Raw genomic sequence first — 20,546 nt, forward strand, 5'->3', positions numbered from 1 at the left:
CAGTTTAAGCACATAGTAAATTAGTATGACAACTATCCCCATGTGGACACCTTCTCATTTTCCGGCAGCGATGCGTTCGCTTAACCCTAGTACTCGCGCAAAAGCAATCGAAATTGCTAACCACTTACTGGAACAAGGGCAACTCGACCCACAACGCATAGTAACGGTCAGCGTTGTTGAAGCGCGTCGCTGGGCACGCCTTGATCGGATGGAAACGGAGAGTGCAGGGGTTCAGTTACGATCATACGTATAGGTCTTTCAAACCCCTCTTAAACTAACCTCTTGCTATGATCTGGAAGAAAACTATCTACGATTCACTAACCAGTTGCGCCACGCTCTGTGACGAATTTGCTACCGAATGTTCACGCTCGGAAGACATCGAAAACTGGTATAGAAGCATTTTCCTTAGTCTTGACTGCGCCGACATGTGCCGCCAGCTGGCAATGCTTTATGTTCGGGGTTCGGAAAACACCCGGTTATTGGCAAAGGCTTGTATTGAAGTGTGTGAAAAGTGTGCACAGGAGGTAAACGGTTTCGAAACACAGCGCTGTCGTCAGGTCTATGCGCTTTGTCAGCAAACAATTTCGAGTTGTGTCGGTATTCTGGATATGGCTCATCATAGTGAAGCGTCCAATACGCCTGCTTTTACCCCTGCAACACTGTTTTACGGAATCGACCTTCGCGAAACACTTTACAATTAACAATTAGTTATAGTCGTAAGGCGTAAGCTGGATGTCTCAGGCGAAACCGCTTGCGTCGACCGCTTACGCTTCACGTTTTTTTACCTACACGCATTACGTTATGGAAAGCAAACCACAGAAGAACGAACAAATGAGTAAAGTCCGCGATATGGTTGAAGAAATTCGCATCGCAATGATGACCACCGTGGATGATCAGGGTAATCTTGTAAGTCGGCCTATGGCTGCGTTACAGTTCGATGAAGAAGGCAACGTTTGGTTCTTTACGCAGCGTACATCGCCTAAAGTCGATCAGATCGAACAGAATGAGAGACGGGTCAATGTAGCCTTTGCTTCTGTCAGTGATGCCGATTATGTGTCTATATCAGGTGTTGCCAATGAGGTAGACGACCGGGCTAAAATAGACGAGCTATGGAACCCGCAGGCTAAAGCCTGGTTCCCGAAAGGTAAGGATGACCCAGAACTGACATTGCTTAAAGTACACACTCAGATGGCCGAATACTGGGATTCGAATGACAGCACTATGGTGCGTTTGTTTCAGCAAGCAGCAGCCGTCGTGACGGGTAATCCGCCTAAAATGGGTGAAAACGAGAAGGTATATAATTAACGGGCAACTAAATGAATGAGTGAATCAGTGAGCCACCAAGGCTTGATGGTTCACTCATTTGCATTTTATGATTGTAACTCAAACGGATACGGGCTGGCAGATAATCAACCAGCAAGCACATGGGCTGCTGGCAGTTCAGGCGGCTCTGCGCTGGCAAATCGATAAACGACCCGTCCACTGGATTGAAACCCTGATTGCGCTGACGGAACACGACGATGGGCAGGATCCCTGGGAAGGACGCAACCATCTGACCACGGCGGGCGCGCCGTTGCCTTTCCAGATTCCGGAATATTCCGTAAAGCAGTGCTATAAGATGATCGAAATCGGCCTGCAGAAAAGTCGTTGGAATGCGCTGATGCTATCCATGCATACTACATTTCTCTACGAATCCAAACGGGGTGCCGACAAGGCGCTGGATACGTTCCTGGACCAGCAGGCGGGCAATCAGCTTAAGTGGCGTAAGCAATATAACGCATCGAAAGCAGAAGCGGCTTATGCCTATGCGTTCGTTCAATGGTGCGATGCCCTTTCGCTGGTGCTATGCCTGGATCAGGTGCAGCCCGAAGGCCGACAGCTGGAAGTGAGCAAGGGGCCGGATGGTATACCTTATTTCATTTTTCAGCATCCAGACGAATCGTTGGGTATGAGCCCCTGGCCGTTTGCCGAATCGGACTTTACCATTCATGTAGAAACATTTTCGCTGCCGCAACTCGTTTTTCAGGACGATACCGAGCTATACAACGCGATGCAGGACGCGCCAATGGTGCTGAAAGAATGGACGTTTCGTAAAGGATAAGTGGTGTACAGTATAAAAGAGCAGGCTGATTTGTTTATGGCATAATGCCCAAACAAATCAGCCTGCTCTTTCTATTGCCTGCTAAAGGGTACGATTAGCGCAGCCGGAGCAGTACAGATGAGCGGCCGGGGACTACATACTCATGGCCTCCTTTAACGTCTTTCCAATCCGGCGTAAGCTGGCCCGTCGAGGTGTCGACAACAACTTCCCAGGAGGAGGTTTTACGCCCAATTTTAGGGAGCATAAACGGGACATCGTCCCAGTAGGCATTCAGGATCCACAGCAACTGTTCGTCACCAATAGCCTGACCATCCTCCGTTTGCTCATCGACCCGTAACCCATCGATAAACAGAGCCAGACAATGCGTATGCGGGTTATTGAAGTCATCTTCTGTCATCTCTTGCCCATCAGGCCGCATGTAAGCAACCTGCTCGTTACCAAAGAACTTTCGCCGGCTTAGCAGCGGTATTTCCCGGCGCAGACTGGTCAGCTGGCTCGTGAAATCGAAAAGAGCCTGTTGCTTCTCATCCCAATTCCAGTTCATCCAGCTAATCTCACTGTCCTGATTGTAGCCGTTGTTGTTGCCATGCTGTGTGCGGCCACATTCGTCGCCCATGACCAGCATCGGTGTTCCCTGACTGAGTAGCATGGTTGCCAAGAAGTTACGTTTCTGCCGTTCGCGCAGGTCATTGATGGCCACCTCGTCAGTTGGACCTTCGACTCCGCAGTTCCAACTCATGTTATCGTTCGAGCCGTCGCGGTTGTCTTCGCCGTTGGCTTCGTTATGCTTGTCATTGTAACTAACCAGGTCATTGAGCGTAAACCCATCGTGGGCAGTAATCAGGTTTACGCTGTTGGCTGGCGAGCGACCATCGCTGTAGAGGTCGGGGCTGCCCAGCAACCGAAGGGTGGTTTCCCGCGCTTTGCCCTCGTCGCCTTTCCAGAAGCCCCGGAGGGTATCGCGGTATTTTCCGTTCCACTCCGACCAGCGAACCGGGAAATCACCAACCTGATAGGACTGAATATCCCAGGGTTCGGCAATAAGTTTCACCTGTGCCAGAATCGGGTCCTGTGCCACTGTATCGAGGAATGACGAAACCCGACCAACTTCTTCATCGGTACGCACAAGCGCCGATGCCAGATCGAACCGAAATCCATCGACGTGCATGTCCGTTACCCAATAACGAAGGCTATCCATTACCAGCTGCAAAGCGCGGGGATGGCTCATGTTAAAGGTATTGCCGGTGCCTGTATAATCCATGTAGTGTTCCGGACTATCGCCAACCTGGTGGTAATAGGCCCGGTTGTCAATACCCTGGAAAGAAAGCATAGGGCCAAAATGATTTCCTTCGGCGGTATGGTTATAAACCACATCGAGAATCACTTCGATACCCGCTTTGTGCAGACTTTTGACCATCTCTTTAAACTCCGTCACCTGCTGGCCTGCCATACCGGACGACGAATAGGTGTTCTGCGGAGCAAAGAAACCAATGCTGTTGTAACCCCAGTAGCTCTCATCTGTATACTGATGAATCGGTAGCAGTTCAACAGCCGTGATGCCCAATTTCGTCAGGTAATCGATACTTTCGGTCGTTCCCAGACCGGCATAGGTGCCCCGAATAGACTTGTCGATCGTCGGGTGCGTATGCGTAAACCCTTTTACGTGCATCTCATAAATCACGGAGCGATGCATGGGTATGGACGGAGCAGCGTCACCGTCCCAATCGAAATCTGTGTCGATAACGACCGATTTAGGCATAGAAGGGCCGCTATCTTCCTCGCTTTTGATGAGGTAACGGTCTTCCGATTTGTTTTTGTAGTCGTAACCCAGCCAGGCATCATTATGATTGATGGGCGCGTTGATAGCCCGCGCGTACGGGTCGAGCAATAATTTATTGGCGTTGAAGAAGCTGCCTAATTTAGGGTCGTAAGGACCATCGATACGAAATCCATAAAGCTGACCCGGTTGCAGACCGTCGACATAAATGTGCCAAACCAGATCAGTTTGCTCTATCAGGGGTATACGTGTCGTTTCAGATGAAGGATCGGCTGGATCGTACAGGCATAAATAGACGGCAGTAGCGTTTTCGCTGAACAAAGCAAAGTTGACGCCTTCGCCATCATAAGTAGCACCCAGGGGGTAAGGCTTGCCCGGTTTTGTTTGAATTGGCTCTGGAGCAGGAGCCGTTTTTTGTTGCTTACTCATAACGTGATTTTCAGGAATGGTTTTTAATCCAATTAACATCCTTGCCTGAGATTAACCACCTGTAAGAGAGAATGGTTTTTTTAGAAAGAGTAGCGGGTTAATGCTAAATAAAGTCAATAGGATTAGTAGATTAAAAACAAAAAAGCCTACCCTCAATGAGAGTAGGCTTTCCGATCCCACCATTCACTACACTACCAAGGCCAAACGAGCCATCGACGCGTGCGCCGAGTCGATGCTCTGTTTCTGACGCAGCAATAATTCGCGCGTACTGGCAACTAAATCGGTCTCCTGTAAAACGGAGTTATAATTTTCGAGGGCATCTTTATCACCTCGTTGACATTCTTGTACAGTTGCTTTGTCATCATCGCTGGCGAACGTAGATTTTATGTTGATCCAGGCCCGATGCAGGTCAGCCGCCAAGCTGGTACCATTGTCAGACTCGCCACCGAGCGACCGTATTTCGCGGTCTAATTCAGCCGCAAATTCACCACGCTGACGGGACTGAGCCAGAAACAGACTTTTCAGTTCTGTGTCTTTTACATTTTCAGCCGCTTCCTGATAACCTTTCTCGGCATCATGGTTACGAGTCAGTAATTTATTCAGCTGATCGAGAACTTCACCTCTTGTGTCTTTAACATTCATAACGTTAAGTTGTTTGATTGTGTATTGAATTGCGTGAACTGATTATACTGAATAGGATTGTCTGATTCTTTATTTCTTCTCCGGGTCGTGTCCCCAGTTTTTCAATGAGTACGTCCAGGGCGAACCAGCCACCTCTTTGGGCCGCTGAGCACTGTGTCGCTTAACGTAGCTAACAACTTTGCGCATGTGAGCGTATTCATCGTCTGATAAGTCATCTGCCTGCTTACCAAGGATTTCGATGATCTTTTCGCCCGATTTATGCCCGATCGATTCATCATCGTCCTCTTTTTTCTGACCAACAGACTTTGACTCGTCGGTTTGAAGCCACTTGTCGATTTGAGTAGCCGACATGTTTACGACCTCCTTGAAGTCAGACCTGATATCTTTTTTCTCTTTGTCGTCGAGTGAGGCAATGGCCATAGCAGTTATTTTTTAGTGACCTCGCTGGTCGATTTCACTACCTTTTTATTGTTCTTTTGCTTAATAACCAGTGCCGGTTCATCGGCAGAGCCATTGCGCTTCACGTTGGTGCCCTGCACAGTTCGCTCAACTGCTTCTTCATGAACTTCGGCAACGGTGCCTTCAGCTTTCCCACTACCATACTTCCACGTAACTTCATCGCCTTTCTTCACCGTTGCCATTGTCCGTTTCGTTTAGGTTTCTACTCGTTGGCACCTCACGCCACTGAATTGCTTACTGATCCAGCTTGCCCGCTTTGGCATCGCGCTGCATTTGCTTGTTAGCAAAGACGGCAATATCGACCCGGCGGTTTTTGCTGCGTCCAGTTTCTGAATTATTATCAGCAACGGGTTGCGACTCCCCGTATCCTTTTTCATCGACCCGTGACTGTTTAACCCCCTGCGATTCCAGGAATGAGCCGACTGCTTTAGCCCGTTGATTGGAAAGCTGCTGGTTGTGTGAGTCTGTACCCGTAGCGTCGGCGTGGCCTTCGATACGAATGTCAGTGTCTTCGTATTTGTTGAGCGTCTGCGCAAATTCGGTGAGCTGACGTTTCGTTTCTGACTTCAACTGGTATGAGTTGACATCGAAGAGAATATCTGAACCAAACGTGATTTTGATACCCTCACCAACCCGTTCGACCTGGGCGTTTGGCATCTGACGCTTCATTTCTTCAGCCTGCTTGTCCATCCGACGGCCGATAACGGCCCCGGCAGCTCCACCAACGGTAGCTCCCAGGATGGCACCCAGTGCTGTATTCCCCGAACGACGGCCAACAACGCCCCCAATTACGGCTCCACTACCAGCCCCTATACCAGCTCCCCGCTGCGTTTTGTTCGTGTTGTTCTTGATTGATTTGCAACTTGTAAGTACATCTGTTGATAAAAGGCTTCCGGCCATAAGCACGATAAGTGACTTTTTGCCAATAGAATTGAACTGACTCTTCATAGGTGTTGTGAATAATTGGTACTGACAATAGATGTCCAAACCTTGTACCAGTTTAATGTAGTAAGACTATAGATTTTTGTGTGAGTGGAATAAACAATTGATAATAAGTTAGTTGACTTGTTTTTGTAGCCAATTAAAATCTGACGTATAGTAGGTATAACAAATAAGCCTAGTAGGGAAAACGGGAAGGCATATGCCTACTTGTGTAGAGGGGTTTCTACAGACTACCCCACTTAAATTAGACGAAAATGGGTTCCGGCAGCCTTTATCATAGAATTTACAGTCGCCGACATGAATATCAGACTAGACTGTTATAATCAATTGATAGTCAGTTATATGTATTTGGGGGATTAAGGTATAACCCGGTTGGGCAGCAAACGAAAAAGAGTGACTGTGCGTTAGAATACTAGACTATTATAGATTTTTATACATTCAATTCATGCTTATTACAAAGTCGTTATTTATCATGCTGCTGCTGGGTAGCATGTTGCTGGTAGCGCCAACAGGTTGCCAGACCTCGAGCGTGCTCGATCCGGTGGCACCAGCGGCAGGCAGGGTACTTATCAGCAGCTCTCTCATTACAGAAAGCACACCGTCACAGTTACGGGGTCGATATACGGGCGTCAGCGCCGTGTTTCAATTCTTCGTCCGGTTTGGTATTCGGGCTTATCGGCTGGAGTATACTACTACCAACAGCGATGGTACAAAAATCAATGCCTCCGGAGTGGTTATCGTACCCACGGATGCCGGCAAGGCGGTGCCCCTGTTAAGTATGCAACATGGTACCATCCAGAACGACGCTGATGCGCCGTCTTATTTTGGTCGGGGTAGCGAAGCCTACATGCTCGGATCACTCTTTGCCTCGCATGGGTACATCATTTCTGCGCCGGATTATGTTGGTTATGGCGCGTCGAAAGACGTACCTCATCCCTATGAACACCGATCCAGTCTGGCAACGGCATCGCTCGACATGCTGCGGGCAACCCGCGAGTTTGTCCGCGAAAACCAGATTGGCTGGGACGATCGCCTGTTCCTGGCGGGCTACTCGGAAGGTGGGTATGCTACCATGGCGCTACAGAAAAAAATCGAGGAAGAAACCGGAGACGAGTTCAACCTCGTCGCATCGAGTTGCGGAGCCGGGGCTTATGATAAACCGTCGTTCATGCAACACATCGTCAATGAACCCACCAGTGGCGTTGCCAGCATAAACCGGCTCTACGTTTGGGTGTTGCTGACCTATGATCGTATATACGGGTTGAATCGCCCCATGAACTATTATTTCAGGGAGCCTTACGCATCGCAGGTTACGGCCAGCGGGAAGGATGTCACAATCAATGTCAGCCTGCATACCACCTTCACCGATAGTTTTAAGAAAGCCATCAACGAAGGGACCGATGCCGGTTTCCTGAAAGCCGTTCAGGATAACGATATCCATGACTGGAAACCAGAGACCCGCACCCGGCTTTACCACGGCGACGCTGACGATACGGTGCTTTACCTGAACTCGCAAAATACCTACGATGCCATGCAGAAGCGGGGCGCTACCAACGTAACGCTTGAAAAGCTGAGAGGAGCCAACCATGCCAGCGGAATTTTAGGCTTCGTTACCGGAACGTACTCGTTCTTTGGGGGAACGCAATAGGGTGCCATGTTAACTGCTTCACTGACTGGCAGCGAACAACCCGTGGTTCGCTGCCAGTCGATGCCGATAGAGCGGCAAAAAGATCATTTGAGCGTAACGATCGTGTACGGGGCCTGGTTCGGCTGGCGTGTTTTGCTGCCAACGGGTAGCTGAAAACGGTCATCGTCATGAATGATCAGCAACCTGTTCTTATCCAGGATCGTCAGATCTTCAGCTTTATGGCCAAACCGCAGTGGTTGCCCCTGCGCATCGCGCACAAGCGAAAAAGGTTTGTTGGCCAGGAGGTCGGCGGGAGTGCAGTACCAGAGGTAGGCGTCGAGCTGGCTGCTGGTTTCGATCGATGTCAGCAGCCAGAAACAGTGGCGACCAGGATCGTACTCAAGGCTCGACAGGCTCAATGGCTTGGGCAGTGTCGGCTCCGTCTGGGCCGGATCGAAGTCCGCGATCACACGCCAGTCATCGTTCAGGCGGATGCGCGCGCCAGTCGCTGTATTCTCAACAGTGTACGACACCGCCACGATCTTGTCGACGGGTTTGAACCGTTTAAACGATTCGCCCACTTCACGAATGCCAAACAGCAGCTGCTGATCGGTAGCGGCCAGCCCTTCTACTTTGAAGTAAGGCGCACCCTCCGGGAATTCGCTGGTAGCCAGTGCCCGCGCCAGTTTTGTCCGGTAAGCGATCGATGTGCGGCTGGTATCGTCGGGTGCCAGTACATGCGGCTGCTGCTCATGGCCGGTGGGCCAGTATAAGATCGTGTTGTACCCATCCCAGTCGCTGCTGCCGGGTTTAGTTCGGTCGAAGGCGGTGGTGAGCAGCACGAACTTCCGGTCGGGGGTTTGGGCAAAGTCCTCATATTTACGGCCTGCAGCGTAAGCGGGCTGCATCAGGTAAGTCGGGGCCTGAGTCGAGTCGGCCAGGGTAGCCGGCGTTTTCGCGAAGACCGGACTCAACTGGGCTGGCATGTCTTTGTCGTTGGCAAACAACAGGTTTCTGCCGTCGAAGGCTACTGCCGACGCTTCACACCAGACGGTCTCCCCCTGTAACGTGGTTCCCGCCACAAAACAGTTCAGTATACCTGTGTCCGTACTGGCCGCAACGGGTTTAAAAGAAGAAGGGAGCCTGGTGGTTTTACAGCCCGCAGTCAGCAGCAGTACTACTGCCAGCCTATAAAAAGGGGTGCTCATTTTCGTATAGATGGTTGGTGTATCGGGCCGCAATACTACGAATTACTGCCGCAAACCAACTACATAGCCATTTCGCGGAGTTGCCGTCGTCCCCGGCGCAACTGGGGTTCGCTACTGATTTGAGGCATCAACCGTTATCAACTCGGCCAGTCCCACACCCGAATCGGCGGCACCGTAATACACCCAGATTTTGCCCGAACGGGACAGTTCGCCTGCATCGCTTGACATGGCAGGTTCCTGATCAGGCCATTGAATCCAGCCATTGGCAAAGACAACATTCGGAAAAAAACCTTCGCGTTCCCAGACCCGTTCAGGCGTCAACAACGGGGCTTCCGACCGGTCGAGGACGATAGACGGATCGTCCTTGTCCAGCAGGGCGAGTGCCAGTGAATAGGCGTGGGTAGGGTCGGCTCCGTGGTAGCATACCAGCCAGCCCTCGTCGGTCAGGATGGGCTCAGGGCCTGCCCCGATCTTAGCCCCTTCCCAGGCGAACCGGGGGTCGGTCAGGCCACGGCCGCCAAACAGAAACTGATGGTTACCCCAATGAATACCGTCGGTCGATTCGGCCAGCCAGACAGACGGTTTACCAATGTCAGACACCATGGGCCGGTGTAACAGCCGATAGGTACCATTGATGCGGGCGGGGAAGAGGGCTACATCCTTGTTGGGTGGTGGCAGGATCATCCCAACACGTTCGACATCGCGGAAATCGGTTGTTACGGCCAGCCCCACACCCGGACCATGTTCCGACACCGCCGTGTAGGTAATCCAATATTTTCCTTCCAGAAAAGTAATACGGGCGTCTTCGATGCCGTACGACTCGTCCATGCGGGCCGGGAACAAAAACGGTTTTTCGTCAATATCGAAGTGAATACCATCGCGGCTGCGGGCCAGCCGCAGATGGCTCAGCGAGGTCAGGTACTGCTTGCCGTGGATTGTGACAACGCGTGGGTCGTAGTCTTCGTCCGGTTCGGTAAAGTGTTTGATTGTCAGCGTCAGAATGCCGTTCTGCTCCTCGATCAGAGGAATGCTGATAAACCCTTTTTCGGCGCGGGGAGCCTCCGCTACGCGCAACAACAGAATGACTTCATCACCTACCAGACAGGCTGCCGGATTAAAAGCACCCAGCACGTCGAAGCCCTCCGTGGCTGGTTTTACATCGCTCGTTTTCAGGATTGGCTGCTCGGACAGTCGGCGAAGTTGGTAGTTACGCATCGGATTTGTAGTGGATTAATGGGTGGTTTTTGTATTTTTGATTCGTACTCATGCCCAAACTTACCAACAAGGAAAGCGCGTTGCTGTTCGAAGCCGTTTGCTCAAATAGTTTTTAAGCAAAGCAACCTTAGTTCGATGAGGTGGGTTATGAGCAGTGCAAACCTGACACATTTTTGAAACCAATTCACCCATGATTAACCAGCCACTGTTCGACCAGGACGATGATGTCCTGATGATGAACCCCGATCCGGAAACTGCTGCCCTCGAAGACGACGATGACGACGATTTTGACGGCGGTGCGGAATTTGATGAACTGGGCTCCGGTGCCGCCAGCGGTTACGGAGACGCCGACCTAGCCGATATCGACGAGGCCGATCTGGATGACATCGATCTGAGCGAAGAACTGGATGAGGACGTTGACGACGACCTCGACGACGACAGCATGTAGTCGGTACCGTTACCTGTTTTTCATTCCATAAACGACCGGTGGTGAGTAGGTTATGACTGCTGAAGTGTACTTGCGGACGTAGAAACGAGTCTCACTCGAACACATTGCTACCCAGGTCGTTTATGTTCTTTTAACTAACTAACGTTATGACGCCATCTGAATCAGCTGAAGACCAGCCACTTATTACTACCGAGAACGCAGACGAAGAAGGTACTGCGCCTGACAGTGATACCCAATCATCAGCCGCCAGCGAATCGGGTGACCGAACCAGCGAAGCAGGTTCCCGCTCGCCCAACGATCCGGCTGAAGGTGCTTAAGTCATCCGGTCGCCTTTTTTAGCGTCCCCCAAAGCAAGTGCCGGTCCGTAGGGTCAATCATCGATGATTGACCCTACGGACCGGCACTTGCTTTGGGGGGGCAGGTGGTAGACTCGTCAGGGCATTTCGTTCAGCACCTTCAACAGCGTCTGGCATTTCATTTCTGTTTCCTGCCATTCGCGTTCGGGCACCGAGTCTTCGGTCAGGCCTGCTCCAGCGTAGAGTGTCGCTACGTTTCCTTCCAGCTTCATACACCGGATGTGGACGAACAGGTTGGTAGCTGCCGATGCCTGCTCCAGATCATACCTCGTCGTACGGGCATCACTGCTGTCGATGTTGACCGGCCCCAGAAAGCCGGCATAAAACTCCCGGTTATGGATTTCACTCCGTCGGATAAGGGAAAAAGCCGCATCGCGGGGCATACCGCATACAGCCGACGTGGGATGCAGTAACCGGAGCATAACCGTCCCGAGCTGGGGATAGCGCACGGCCTGGGTGTCGACCGTAAAGCATGTGCTCAAGTGCATGAGGTTGCCGGCAATGATCGTTTTTGGCCCTTCTTCGAGGTATTCCCGCAGTCGGATCCGTTTGAAACATTCGATGATGTATCGGCTGACCAATGCCTGCTCTTCAATTTCTTTCTGCGACCACATCGCTTCCGATGGGCGCTTGGGTGTACCGTCGGGTTCCAGCGCCGACTGGGTTCCCGCCAGCGATACGGTCTGAAAAATACCGCTGGCACTATTGCTCACCAGCCGTTCGGGCGTGGCACTGATCCAGATCTGGTTGGTTTCGGCCAGGTAAACCGCCGATACAAAGGCCGTTGGGTAGGTAGCGCACAACTGGTCGAACACGGCTACGGCGTTCGGAGCATCGGTGAATGAAACGCGTTTTGTTCGCGACAGCACAACCTTCCTGAGTTCGCCCCGTTGCATGGCTTCAACCGCTTTAGCTACCCCCTGCATATACCGGTCCTGGGCCTCCGGGTCAGGTAGGGGAACGGGCCGGGAGGGTATTGGGCGTTTGGGAGCCGGCCGGGACTGACTGTCTGTCAACAGGGTTTGGAACTGCTCGGCCGCTTCGCCCAGTTCTCCGATTTGAGGAGAAACCGTATGCGATGCCGGACCGGCTTCAGAGAAAACGGCGTGGATATCGGCGCGCATAAAGAGCGTCCGGGCGGGGCTGTCTGTACCCGTATCGAGGTTGTCGAAGGGGCTAAGGGCAAACCCGGCGGGCAACTCCTCCAGATCGACCGATAGGCGGGGCAACGTTTTGTCCAGCGAAACGATCAGGTGCTTGTCGTGGTGGTTTGGTAATCGCCAGAGGGCGCTGGGAAAGCCCAACAGCCGGGCCGTTTCCCAAAAATCGAGGGCGGTGGGTTGCGTTGTACGAACGGAATTGATGACGAAGTCAGGTTGCATAGCCAGCAGAGCGGCCGGTTTAGAGTCGGCTGTAAGGGTAACAGTTTGTACACGAAATTTGTGCACTGTTTTTACGGTTTGTTCATCTGTCCCTAAGGTCATTGTGTGTTTCTGCGGCATGGCAGGCTATTCCAGCTACGTTCTGTCGGTACGGGCATGCGTTATTGGCGTATCTTTGATGGCCCAATTGTATGCTTATGTCACAATCCACCGCCCTGGCCGACAACGCACTCGCCCTGCTCAAACGCCTGATTGCCACGCCTTCATTCAGCCGTGAAGAGGACCAGACAGCCGCGCTGATCGAAGCGTTCTTTCAGCAGAACCAGATCCCTTTCGACCGGCTCCAGCATAACGTCTGGGCTAAAAACCGGCACTTCGATCCCGCCAAACCAACGCTGCTTCTCAACTCGCACCACGATACGGTACGCCCCAATACATCCTATACGCTCGATCCGTTCGAACCTATCGAGCGCGACGGCAAACTGTTTGGGTTGGGCAGTAATGATGCCGGGGGTTGTCTGGTTGCGCTGCTGGCAACGTTTGTCCATTTCTACGATCGGCCCGGCATGACACACAATATCATCATGGCGGCCACCGCCGAGGAAGAGATTTCGGGTCGTAACGGGCTGGAACTACTCCTGCCGGAACTGCCGCCCCTCAGTTTCGCCATTGTTGGCGAACCAACCGAAATGCAGCTGGCTATTGCGGAGAAGGGATTGCTCGTCCTCGACTGCACGGCCCACGGCGTTAGTGGCCATGCTGCCCGCGACGAGGGTGAAAATGCCATATACAACGCCATTCGGGATATCGACTGGTTGACGGGCTACCAGTTTCCCAAGGTCTCGCCCACACTGGGACCAATAAAATTGTCGGTCACGATGATCCAGGCTGGAACCCAGCACAACGTGGTGCCGGACTCCTGTACGTTCACCATCGACGCGCGGGTAACGGAGCAGTACACGCTGGAAGAGGTCATAGAAACGATTCGGGCCAACGTCCGGGCCGACGTGAAACCCCGCTCCATTCGGTTGAAGCCGTCGAGCATCCCGGCCGATCACCCCATCGTCCAGGCTGGTATAGCCCTGGGTCGTCATACCTACGGCTCACCCACAACCTCGGATCAGGCCGTGCTCAACTGCCCGTCGCTCAAATGCGGTCCCGGCCACTCGGGCCGGTCACACTCGGCCGACGAGTTTATCTACCTTCGTGAAATAGGTGACGGGATCGACGGGTATATTCAGATGCTCGATCAGGTGCTTTGATCAGGTGCTTTGATCGCAACCACTACCAGGGGCTTTGCCCACTGGCAGGGTTGGTGGCAAAACCCTGCCAGTGGGCAAAGCCCCTGGTAGTGGTTGTTTTATGACCAGCCAAACTCGGAAAAACGGGCAAGGTATTATCCATATCAAACGCCCCTACTAGTGGTTGTCTTATGGCCAACCAAACCCCTCCAGTAAGCGGTGATTTGTCCGTTTACCGTCGCTTCAGGAAGGCCCAATCGGTTGTCAGGCCGGTTGTGTAGGTTAGAAAGGCGCACGGTGCTACTTTGCTTTCAGAAACCCCACGAACCTGATGGCTGTCCCTCAACCAATCCGTATCCTTTATCTGCTGACCTTTCTGCTTGCTTGTTTTACCCAGCCGGGGTATTCGCAAAACAAGCCCTACTCCGTTCAGATGGCCGACCGCCTGATGGCGCTGCACCCTGACTCTATTGTTACGAAAGAAGGGCAGCCCGCCCGCTGGGATTATGAGCAGGGGCTGGTGCTGAAAGCCCTCGAACGGGTATGGGACCGCACCGCCGACGCCCGCTATTATGAATACATACTCCGCGACATTAACCGCTACGTCGGGGCCGATGGCCGTATCCGTACTTTCCGGGTCGATGAGTATAACTTGGACAATATGCCCGGCGGACGCGTGTTGCTGACGCTGGCTCAACAAACAGAAGCCAACCGCGAGAAGTACCGAAAAGCAGCCGATGTGCTCCGCGCTCAGCTTGCCGAACAGCCCCGCACGAAGGAGAAGGGCTTCTGGCATAAGCAGCGTTACCCCAATCAGATGTGGCTCGACGGTCTGTTCATGGCTGCGCCCTTCTATGCTGAATACGGAACCCTTTACGGGCAGCCTGAGAATCTGAATGATATTGCCCTACAGTTCGCCCTCATCGAAAAACACCTGGTCGATGCTAAAACGGGCCTGCTTTACCACGGCTACGACGAGAGCCGGGCGCAGAAATGGGCCGATCCAACGACAGGACGGTCGCCCAATTTCTGGGGCCGATCTATCGGGTGGTACGCGATGGCGCTGGTCGACGTGCTCGATTACCTGCCAGCCGATCATCCCAAACGTGCGGCCTTCGTAGGGTATCTACAGCGACTGATGCCTGCCGTTGTCAGGTATCAGGACAAGACGTCGGGCTGCTGGTATCAGATCGTGGATCAGGGTAGCCGGAAGGGGAATTATCTGGAAGCGTCGGCTTCGTGTATGTTCGTATACGCGCTGGCGAAAGGTGTCCGGTTAGGCTACCTGCCCGAAACCATGCAGGCCAATGCCAAACGGGGGTATGACGGTATTCTGAAAACGTTCGTTGAAACAACACCGGAAGGGACGTTAAACCTGAATGGTACGGTTAGCGTTGGCGGGCTGGGCGGCACGCCCTACCGCGATGGGAGCTATGCGTACTACCTGAGCGAACCTATTCGAAAAAACGACCTGAAAGGTGTAGGGCCGTTTATTATGGCCAGCGTCGAGATGGAAATGGCCGGCGAACGCAAGCTGGGGCGGGGTAAAACCGTTGGCCTTGACTACTACTTTAACCACGAATTCAGGAAGGATGATTCGGGTGGACCCGAAAACGGGAAACCGGTCCGGTTTCATTATACCTGGGAAGACCGGATGCACTCCGGTTTCTGGCTCTGGGGCAACACGATGCGCGAACTCGGCGCAAAAACAGTAGCTGTACCCGGTGCGCCCACTGCCCAATCGCTGAAAAATGTCGATGTCTATATCATCGTCGACCCCGACACAAAGAAGGAGACCGCCAATCCCAACTACATCCGGAAACCAGACATCGACGCCATTGAATCGTGGGTGAAAGCGGGTGGTGTGCTGGTCTTGATGGCGAATGATACCACCAACTGCGAAATACCGCATTTCAACGAACTCGCCGGTCGCTTTGGGATGAAATTTCAGGATGAGCTGGTCAACCGTGTCATTGGAACCCAGTGGGAGGGAGGCAAATTGACCATCCCCACCGGAAACCCGATCTTCACCACTACCCAGACGATTTATATCAAGGAACTGGCCCCGCTAGCCCTGACGCCCCCGGCGCAGCCTATGCTGACCAGTGGCAAACACGTCATCATGGCTACAGCCAGGGTAGGCAAGGGAACTGTGTTTGCCGTGGGCGATCCGTGGCTGTATAATGAGTATACCGACGGACGGCGGATTCCGGCCCTGTATCAGAATTTTCAGGCCGGGAAAGAGCTGGTTATGTGGCTGCTGAAACAATAAGCAGACGTTAACGTAAAAAACGGGTCTGATTTGTCAGTGATCATACTGGTAAATCAGACCCGTTTTTTTACTTCAATCCTTTCAGGTACGCAATACTTTGTGGAACCTGGGTAGCAATGCTGGGGCTCTCGTCCTCGATGTAATAGTGTTTGACGCCCGCTTTTTGGGCGGCTTTCAACACAGCACGCAGGTCGATCTGGCCCGTGCCGAGCGCCACGTCGTTCTCGACCGGTGTACCCCCCGACAGGTTGCCGACAATTCCTTTGCGAAGGTCTTTGAGGTGCATGAGCTGAAACCGGTTGCCGTATTTATTGAGCAGGGCCGCCGGGTCCTGGCCCGGAAAAACCGTCCACAGAATATCCAGTTCGAAGCTTACGTACTTCGGATCGGTGTTCTGAACGATATAGTCGAAGAGGGTGCCGTTTTCGTGTTTCTCAAACTCGTAGCCGTGGTTATGGTAACAAAACTTCAGACCGAAATCATCGTAGAGCTGTTTGCCGAACCGGTTAAAATCAGCCACCGTCTTTTTGGCTGCGTCGAGCGTGAAGGCCCCATCGTGGGGAACCCAGGCCACCCGTACGTATTGCGCGCCAAGCGTCTTTGCGTTCTGGCCCACCTCCGGTAGTTTGTTCATCAGATCGGGGTAGCCTACGCCAAATGATGAACAGCGCATTCCCCGTTCATCGAGCAGTTTCCGAAGTTCAGCCGCTGTTTTGCCAAACAGGTTGGAGAACTCCATATCGGTGATACCCAGCGCCTTTATGGTGTCGAGGGTAGCTGCCACATTGTTCTTGAAACTGTTGCGGTAGGTATAGGATACCATGCCGGGCGTTTGCGGAAAAATCGACTGGCTGCTTTGTGCGAAAAGGGAAGGCGATGTCAGCAGCAACAAACCGACTAAAATAAGGTGCTTCATGATTGACTGATTAAAGGCTGTGGAGCGGGTTAGTACACCGATCGTTATGCCAATACAAGACAAACAGCCGCCCGATTTACTGATAGCCAACTGACCGATTGCCGGGTTACACATTCAGCCAGTAGGTCATTTTCAACACCAGCGCCCGGTTTTTGACGAGCGGGTTCTGAATAAACTGGTTCGAGAAATAATTGTCGGTGTAGACCAGAAACAGGTCCGACACAGGGCGGAACCGCCACTGAAGCCGCGAGTTGACGTTTATATTGTTGGCCTGGGTGTTGTACTGAATGAACGTACTGAAAAATACGGATCGACTGAACGACAGCTCGGCACGAGGTCCCACAAGCCAGAAGTTAGCGCTGGCATACGGTTTTGGCAGCACAATCGCCGTATAACTGTAATCGATGGCAAACACGCCGTAGGGCTGGTATCGGTAGGTGAACCCGCCCGTTACATTGGAAGAGCGGCCGTTAAAATACTGTCCGGTCGTGAACTCCGCACTGTAGGAGAAATTCCGGCGCTGATTCGACTGGAAAGCCCCGAACAAAGTCGTATTGGTGTAGCCTGTCCCTTCAGGCAGGGTTTTACTGTCGGTATTGGTCGGATCGAACCCGAAAAACAGGTAGGTATAGCTATTGGACATACCGACGTAGGCTTCGGCCTGGCTCAGAAAGCTGGAAAACAAATAGACGTTACTGTTCCGGTCGGTGAGTTGATAGGCAGGCAGGTTCGCGGAGAGTTCATGTTCGCTGCCAAACCCCCAGACGTTGACAACCCTGGACACGGCGGGGTTTTTGGGGTAGATTTTATATTGGATTTTGGGGTATGAGTTGACAACACCCCGGCGCGGTACATACCCCACATCGGCGCGGTAGTGCCTGCCAATGTACTGCCCGTTAACGGCTATTTCCCACCGGCGGTCGGTATACATCAGGTGGGCACCCCCCGTTTGAGCATCGGTCGTCAGTTCTTGCGGGCTGAACGACCGATGGTAGTAAAATTCTCCTTCCCACTTGTTGTCCTTCGAGTAAAGATTGTATTCCAGTCCGGCCACCCGGTTGAAAGCGGCCGGGCCTGTGCCCGGCTGGTCACCGGTCTGGAAGTTCTGCTTGTTCACGAATACGGCCCCAATGGTACTTCGGCTGAATACTTTGCGCTGTAACACCCCTACGCTGTAGTTGGCTGCGGGCAGGTCGATGCGGCTGACCCTCGCTGTCTGCATGTTCAGGAGACCGATGCGCCAGTTTTTGTCCAGCTTTCCGCTGAGCCGTGCGCCAAACTGAATGGGTACGTTCACCGCGCTGCTGTAACTGAGCGTGTCACCGTCGGTATTGACGCGCCGGAGGGTGCCTCTGGCAATGCCGATACGCCGGCTGAAAAACGGGCGGCTGTTATCGAACCCGAAGGTGCCGAAGAGGTCGTTGTTTTCGAGAAAAAACTGACGTCGCTCGGGAAAGAACAGCTCGAAACGGCTCAGGTTCGTCACCTGCCTGTCGACTTCCACCTGCGAAAAATCGGGGTTTACCGTCAGGTCGAGGTTAAGCGAAGGCGTAATGGCAATTTTAGCGTCGCCCCCCACCTGTATCCCTTTATCCATGGGCGTCCCTAACTCGAAGTCGCGATTGGTACGGGCCGACAGGTACGGAATCAGGGAGATGTTCGGACCCGGCTTGGGTGGCGCATCATCCCAGACCAGCAGGCCCGTGAACGCCATGTTGTTGGGCCGGAACTGGCGGGGAACAGGATACCAGGTTGAGGTTTCGTTCTGCTTCAGGGAATTACGCCCGAAGTTAATCCGCCACGTGTTCTGGCCGTCAACCTGCCGGTAACGGAGGGTTTTAAACGGAATAGCAATTTCGGCTACCCAGCGGTCGTCGTAGTTCTTTACCTCTGCATACCATTTGTTGTCCCAGTCGAGCGACAGTTCGGAGCCGTTGGCGATAAGGCCTTCGCGTTGTACCCCAAAGGGCGATAGGGCAAAATGAAATCCATTGAGTTTGTCCTTGAAGGGGTCGATGTTGATGATGAACACATCACTCGTGCCGCCCTCGAAATCGCGTTTGAGCGACCGGGTTATATAAGTACTGCGAGGCTGCCCGACAACAACACCGATATATAGAAAATTGGCATCGAACGTCACCCGAACATCGGTAGGTAGTTTGGCAAAGGACGAGTCGAACGGAAAATTCTGAAAAAACTGGCCTGCTACCGGAGCCGACTGCCAGTCGGGTTCGTCGAGCAGTCCATCGAGTTTGATGGGCGCTTTGGTTCGGGTGATGTGCAGGTTGTGAGTAGCATCGGGGTCGGCCGGTTCCGGCAGTTGCGCCAGGAGCGGTCGGGCCATGAGCAAACAGATGACCAGCATTGCCTTACGGTAAAAATGGGGCATGTAATCGGGATAACAGGTTGGATGAAGGATATCGTAGCCAGAAAGGTATTTTTTATTGATGGCTTTTGAAATCAAAGAAGGTTAAACGGATTTTTTCCGGGATGATATACGGGTTGTCCTGGCTTCATTCGTTCGGGCTACTAGCTGTTTTCTTCGATCGGCTTGCAGTAAAACAAATTTGGCCTGACCTTTACAGGGGAGGTGCGGGCGGCAATAAATCGTTGTCAGCGCAACCGATAACGCAAAAAACAGGCATGAACATCATGAACTATTCGGGTAAAGCAGCCATCGTTGGGCTGCTGCTCAGCGTATTCAACGGCGAGCTTTCGTACGCCCAGTCGCTCTTCCCTCAAACACCCGGTATGCAGACCTACACCTACCGCCGGGGCATGAAGACCAATGTAGAAGCGTCGCTCGACAGCATCAAAGCATTGGGAATCACGGACCTGGAATGTGGTGTCTTTGCGGGCAAAACAGCTGCCGAATCCCGGAAACTGCTCGACGACCGCGGGATGCGCTGCTCATCGTTTGGTGGCAGTTACGATGCACTGCAGGACCCGGAGAAGCTGCGGGAAATAGGAAAAAACGCCAAGATCATGGGGGCAGAGTATATCATGCTGGCCTGGATTCTCAAGAAACCACCCTTCACCCTGGAGGATGCCAAAGCCGCCGTTACCAATTTCAACCGCATCGGCAAGCAGCTCAAGGATGAATTTGGCCTTACGTTCTGCTATCACAACCATGGCTATGAGTTTGTTAAATACGAAAACGGTACCCTCTTCGACTACATCGTCCAGAACACCGATCCCAAGTACGTAAGCTTCGAACTGGATCTGCTCTGGGCGGCCTTCCCGGGCCAGAAACCCGAAGAACTGCTGACCAAGTACGGCAACCGCTTCAAGCTGATGCACCTCAAAGACCTCCGGAAAGGTATACCGGGCGATTTGTCGGGGGGCACGTCGGTCGAAAATGACGTGGCGCTCGGTACCGGCCAGATCAATATGCCCGCCGTGCTGAAGGCCGCCAAAAAAGCTGGTATCAAACATTACTATATCGAGGACGAAAGCTCATCGTTTGCCACGCAGGTGCCCCAGAGTATGGCGTATCTGAAGAGTGTCAAGTAGTTGAGCCGTCAACCGCCA

19 protein-coding genes are annotated in these 20,546 nt (G+C 52.7%); 9 read left to right on the top strand and 10 right to left on the bottom strand.

The window, feature by feature from the left end; translation table 11 throughout:
* Positions 1 to 287 precede the first annotated feature (287 nt).
* The 3 genes from FH603_RS09455 to FH603_RS09465 all read left to right on the top strand — a co-directional run bounded on the left by FH603_RS09455 (position 288) and on the right by FH603_RS09465 (position 2,101).
* Positions 288 to 701 (top strand): four-helix bundle copper-binding protein, encoded by a 414-nt coding sequence (locus tag FH603_RS09455; protein WP_186737243.1) that lies wholly within the window; start codon positions 288 to 290, stop codon positions 699 to 701.
* 100 nt (positions 702 to 801) lie between these two features.
* Positions 802 to 1,305: a pyridoxamine 5'-phosphate oxidase family protein gene (locus tag FH603_RS09460; RefSeq protein ID WP_186737244.1), complete on the top strand. Its 504-nt coding sequence runs from the start codon at positions 802 to 804 to the stop codon at positions 1,303 to 1,305.
* Positions 1,306 to 1,372: 67 nt separating this feature from the next.
* Positions 1,373 to 2,101, top strand: coding sequence for a DUF3891 family protein (locus tag FH603_RS09465; RefSeq protein WP_186737245.1), 729 nt, complete (start codon positions 1,373 to 1,375; stop codon positions 2,099 to 2,101).
* Positions 2,102 to 2,195: 94 nt separating this feature from the next.
* On the opposite strand, the gene glgX is transcribed toward FH603_RS09465, so the two are convergent.
* From glgX to FH603_RS09490, 5 genes are all read right to left on the bottom strand, one after another.
* Positions 2,196 to 4,307, bottom strand: a complete 2,112-nt coding sequence (gene glgX, locus FH603_RS09470; RefSeq protein ID WP_186737246.1) for a glycogen debranching protein GlgX — start codon at positions 4,305 to 4,307, stop codon at positions 2,196 to 2,198.
* A 186-nt stretch (positions 4,308 to 4,493) separates the two neighbouring features.
* The gene (locus FH603_RS09475) at positions 4,494 to 4,949 is read right to left on the bottom strand and encodes a ferritin-like domain-containing protein (protein WP_186737247.1); all 456 of its coding nucleotides are present in this window, start codon (positions 4,947 to 4,949) and stop codon (positions 4,494 to 4,496) included.
* A gap of 69 nt (positions 4,950 to 5,018) precedes the next feature.
* The gene (locus tag FH603_RS09480) at positions 5,019 to 5,369 is read right to left on the bottom strand and encodes a DUF3140 domain-containing protein (protein ID WP_186737248.1); all 351 of its coding nucleotides are present in this window, start codon (positions 5,367 to 5,369) and stop codon (positions 5,019 to 5,021) included.
* A 5-nt stretch (positions 5,370 to 5,374) separates the two neighbouring features.
* Positions 5,375 to 5,590 (bottom strand): hypervirulence associated TUDOR domain-containing protein, encoded by a 216-nt coding sequence (locus FH603_RS09485; RefSeq protein ID WP_186737249.1) that lies wholly within the window; start codon positions 5,588 to 5,590, stop codon positions 5,375 to 5,377.
* A 52-nt stretch (positions 5,591 to 5,642) separates the two neighbouring features.
* Entirely contained in the window at positions 5,643 to 6,356 is a 714-nt protein-coding gene (locus tag FH603_RS09490; RefSeq protein ID WP_186737250.1) for a YiaD family glycine zipper/OmpA-like lipoprotein, read from the bottom strand.
* A 439-nt stretch (positions 6,357 to 6,795) separates the two neighbouring features.
* On the opposite strand from FH603_RS09490, the gene FH603_RS09495 reads away from it, so the two are divergent.
* Positions 6,796 to 7,998, top strand: coding sequence for an alpha/beta hydrolase family protein (locus FH603_RS09495; RefSeq protein ID WP_235985417.1), 1,203 nt, complete (start codon positions 6,796 to 6,798; stop codon positions 7,996 to 7,998).
* Between the two features lie 83 nt (positions 7,999 to 8,081).
* On the opposite strand, the gene FH603_RS09500 is transcribed toward FH603_RS09495, so the two are convergent.
* The gene (locus tag FH603_RS09500) at positions 8,082 to 9,185 is read right to left on the bottom strand and encodes a hypothetical protein (protein ID WP_186737251.1); all 1,104 of its coding nucleotides are present in this window, start codon (positions 9,183 to 9,185) and stop codon (positions 8,082 to 8,084) included.
* A gap of 111 nt (positions 9,186 to 9,296) precedes the next feature.
* The gene (locus FH603_RS09505; protein WP_186737252.1) at positions 9,297 to 10,400 is read right to left on the bottom strand and encodes a glycoside hydrolase family 130 protein; all 1,104 of its coding nucleotides are present in this window, start codon (positions 10,398 to 10,400) and stop codon (positions 9,297 to 9,299) included.
* Positions 10,401 to 10,590: 190 nt separating this feature from the next.
* On the opposite strand from FH603_RS09505, the gene FH603_RS09510 reads away from it, so the two are divergent.
* Together FH603_RS09510 and FH603_RS09515 are read left to right on the top strand one after the other, a co-directional pair.
* Entirely contained in the window at positions 10,591 to 10,848 is a 258-nt protein-coding gene (locus FH603_RS09510) for an adhesin (protein ID WP_186737253.1), read from the top strand.
* 146 nt (positions 10,849 to 10,994) lie between these two features.
* Entirely contained in the window at positions 10,995 to 11,165 is a 171-nt protein-coding gene (locus tag FH603_RS09515; protein WP_186737254.1) for a hypothetical protein, read from the top strand.
* 116 nt (positions 11,166 to 11,281) lie between these two features.
* On the opposite strand, the gene FH603_RS09520 is transcribed toward FH603_RS09515, so the two are convergent.
* On the bottom strand, positions 11,282 to 12,586 hold the full coding sequence (locus FH603_RS09520) for a chorismate-binding protein (protein WP_186737275.1): 1,305 nt from the start codon (positions 12,584 to 12,586) through the stop codon (positions 11,282 to 11,284).
* Between the two features lie 197 nt (positions 12,587 to 12,783).
* Between FH603_RS09520 and FH603_RS09525 the strand changes: the two genes are divergently transcribed.
* Together FH603_RS09525 and FH603_RS09530 are read left to right on the top strand one after the other, a co-directional pair.
* A complete protein-coding gene (locus tag FH603_RS09525; RefSeq protein ID WP_186737255.1) occupies positions 12,784 to 13,848 on the top strand; it encodes a M20 family metallo-hydrolase in 1,065 nt (354 codons plus the stop codon).
* Between the two features lie 310 nt (positions 13,849 to 14,158).
* Entirely contained in the window at positions 14,159 to 16,099 is a 1,941-nt protein-coding gene (locus tag FH603_RS09530; RefSeq protein WP_394366380.1) for a glycoside hydrolase family 88 protein, read from the top strand.
* 67 nt (positions 16,100 to 16,166) lie between these two features.
* On the opposite strand, the gene FH603_RS09535 is transcribed toward FH603_RS09530, so the two are convergent.
* Both FH603_RS09535 and FH603_RS09540 read right to left on the bottom strand, forming a co-directional pair.
* Positions 16,167 to 17,015: a sugar phosphate isomerase/epimerase family protein gene (locus FH603_RS09535; protein WP_186737256.1), complete on the bottom strand. Its 849-nt coding sequence runs from the start codon at positions 17,013 to 17,015 to the stop codon at positions 16,167 to 16,169.
* A gap of 106 nt (positions 17,016 to 17,121) precedes the next feature.
* Positions 17,122 to 19,404: a DUF5916 domain-containing protein gene (locus FH603_RS09540; protein ID WP_186737257.1), complete on the bottom strand. Its 2,283-nt coding sequence runs from the start codon at positions 19,402 to 19,404 to the stop codon at positions 17,122 to 17,124.
* A 263-nt stretch (positions 19,405 to 19,667) separates the two neighbouring features.
* On the opposite strand from FH603_RS09540, the gene FH603_RS09545 reads away from it, so the two are divergent.
* Positions 19,668 to 20,528: a sugar phosphate isomerase/epimerase family protein gene (locus FH603_RS09545; RefSeq protein WP_186737277.1), complete on the top strand. Its 861-nt coding sequence runs from the start codon at positions 19,668 to 19,670 to the stop codon at positions 20,526 to 20,528.
* Positions 20,529 to 20,546 lie beyond the last annotated feature (18 nt).

Source organism: Spirosoma utsteinense (assembly GCF_014282275.1).
Taxonomy (GTDB): domain Bacteria; phylum Bacteroidota; class Bacteroidia; order Cytophagales; family Spirosomataceae; genus Spirosoma; species Spirosoma utsteinense.

Coding starts and splice junctions, on each gene's coding strand:
- FH603_RS09455 (WP_186737243.1), top strand. CDS start 288: ATGATCTGGAAGAAAACTATCTACGATTCACTAACCAGTTGCGCCACG.
- FH603_RS09460 (WP_186737244.1), top strand. CDS start 802: ATGGAAAGCAAACCACAGAAGAACGAACAAATGAGTAAAGTCCGCGAT.
- FH603_RS09465 (WP_186737245.1), top strand. CDS start 1,373: ATGATTGTAACTCAAACGGATACGGGCTGGCAGATAATCAACCAGCAA.
- glgX (WP_186737246.1), bottom strand. CDS start 4,307: ATGAGTAAGCAACAAAAAACGGCTCCTGCTCCAGAGCCAATTCAAACA.
- FH603_RS09475 (WP_186737247.1), bottom strand. CDS start 4,949: ATGAATGTTAAAGACACAAGAGGTGAAGTTCTCGATCAGCTGAATAAA.
- FH603_RS09480 (WP_186737248.1), bottom strand. CDS start 5,369: ATGGCCATTGCCTCACTCGACGACAAAGAGAAAAAAGATATCAGGTCT.
- FH603_RS09485 (WP_186737249.1), bottom strand. CDS start 5,590: ATGGCAACGGTGAAGAAAGGCGATGAAGTTACGTGGAAGTATGGTAGT.
- FH603_RS09490 (WP_186737250.1), bottom strand. CDS start 6,356: ATGAAGAGTCAGTTCAATTCTATTGGCAAAAAGTCACTTATCGTGCTT.
- FH603_RS09495 (WP_235985417.1), top strand. CDS start 6,796: ATGCTTATTACAAAGTCGTTATTTATCATGCTGCTGCTGGGTAGCATG.
- FH603_RS09500 (WP_186737251.1), bottom strand. CDS start 9,185: ATGAGCACCCCTTTTTATAGGCTGGCAGTAGTACTGCTGCTGACTGCG.
- FH603_RS09505 (WP_186737252.1), bottom strand. CDS start 10,400: ATGCGTAACTACCAACTTCGCCGACTGTCCGAGCAGCCAATCCTGAAA.
- FH603_RS09510 (WP_186737253.1), top strand. CDS start 10,591: ATGATTAACCAGCCACTGTTCGACCAGGACGATGATGTCCTGATGATG.
- FH603_RS09515 (WP_186737254.1), top strand. CDS start 10,995: ATGACGCCATCTGAATCAGCTGAAGACCAGCCACTTATTACTACCGAG.
- FH603_RS09520 (WP_186737275.1), bottom strand. CDS start 12,586: ATGCAACCTGACTTCGTCATCAATTCCGTTCGTACAACGCAACCCACC.
- FH603_RS09525 (WP_186737255.1), top strand. CDS start 12,784: ATGTCACAATCCACCGCCCTGGCCGACAACGCACTCGCCCTGCTCAAA.
- FH603_RS09530 (WP_394366380.1), top strand. CDS start 14,159: ATGGCTGTCCCTCAACCAATCCGTATCCTTTATCTGCTGACCTTTCTG.
- FH603_RS09535 (WP_186737256.1), bottom strand. CDS start 17,015: ATGAAGCACCTTATTTTAGTCGGTTTGTTGCTGCTGACATCGCCTTCC.
- FH603_RS09540 (WP_186737257.1), bottom strand. CDS start 19,404: ATGCCCCATTTTTACCGTAAGGCAATGCTGGTCATCTGTTTGCTCATG.
- FH603_RS09545 (WP_186737277.1), top strand. CDS start 19,668: ATGAACTATTCGGGTAAAGCAGCCATCGTTGGGCTGCTGCTCAGCGTA.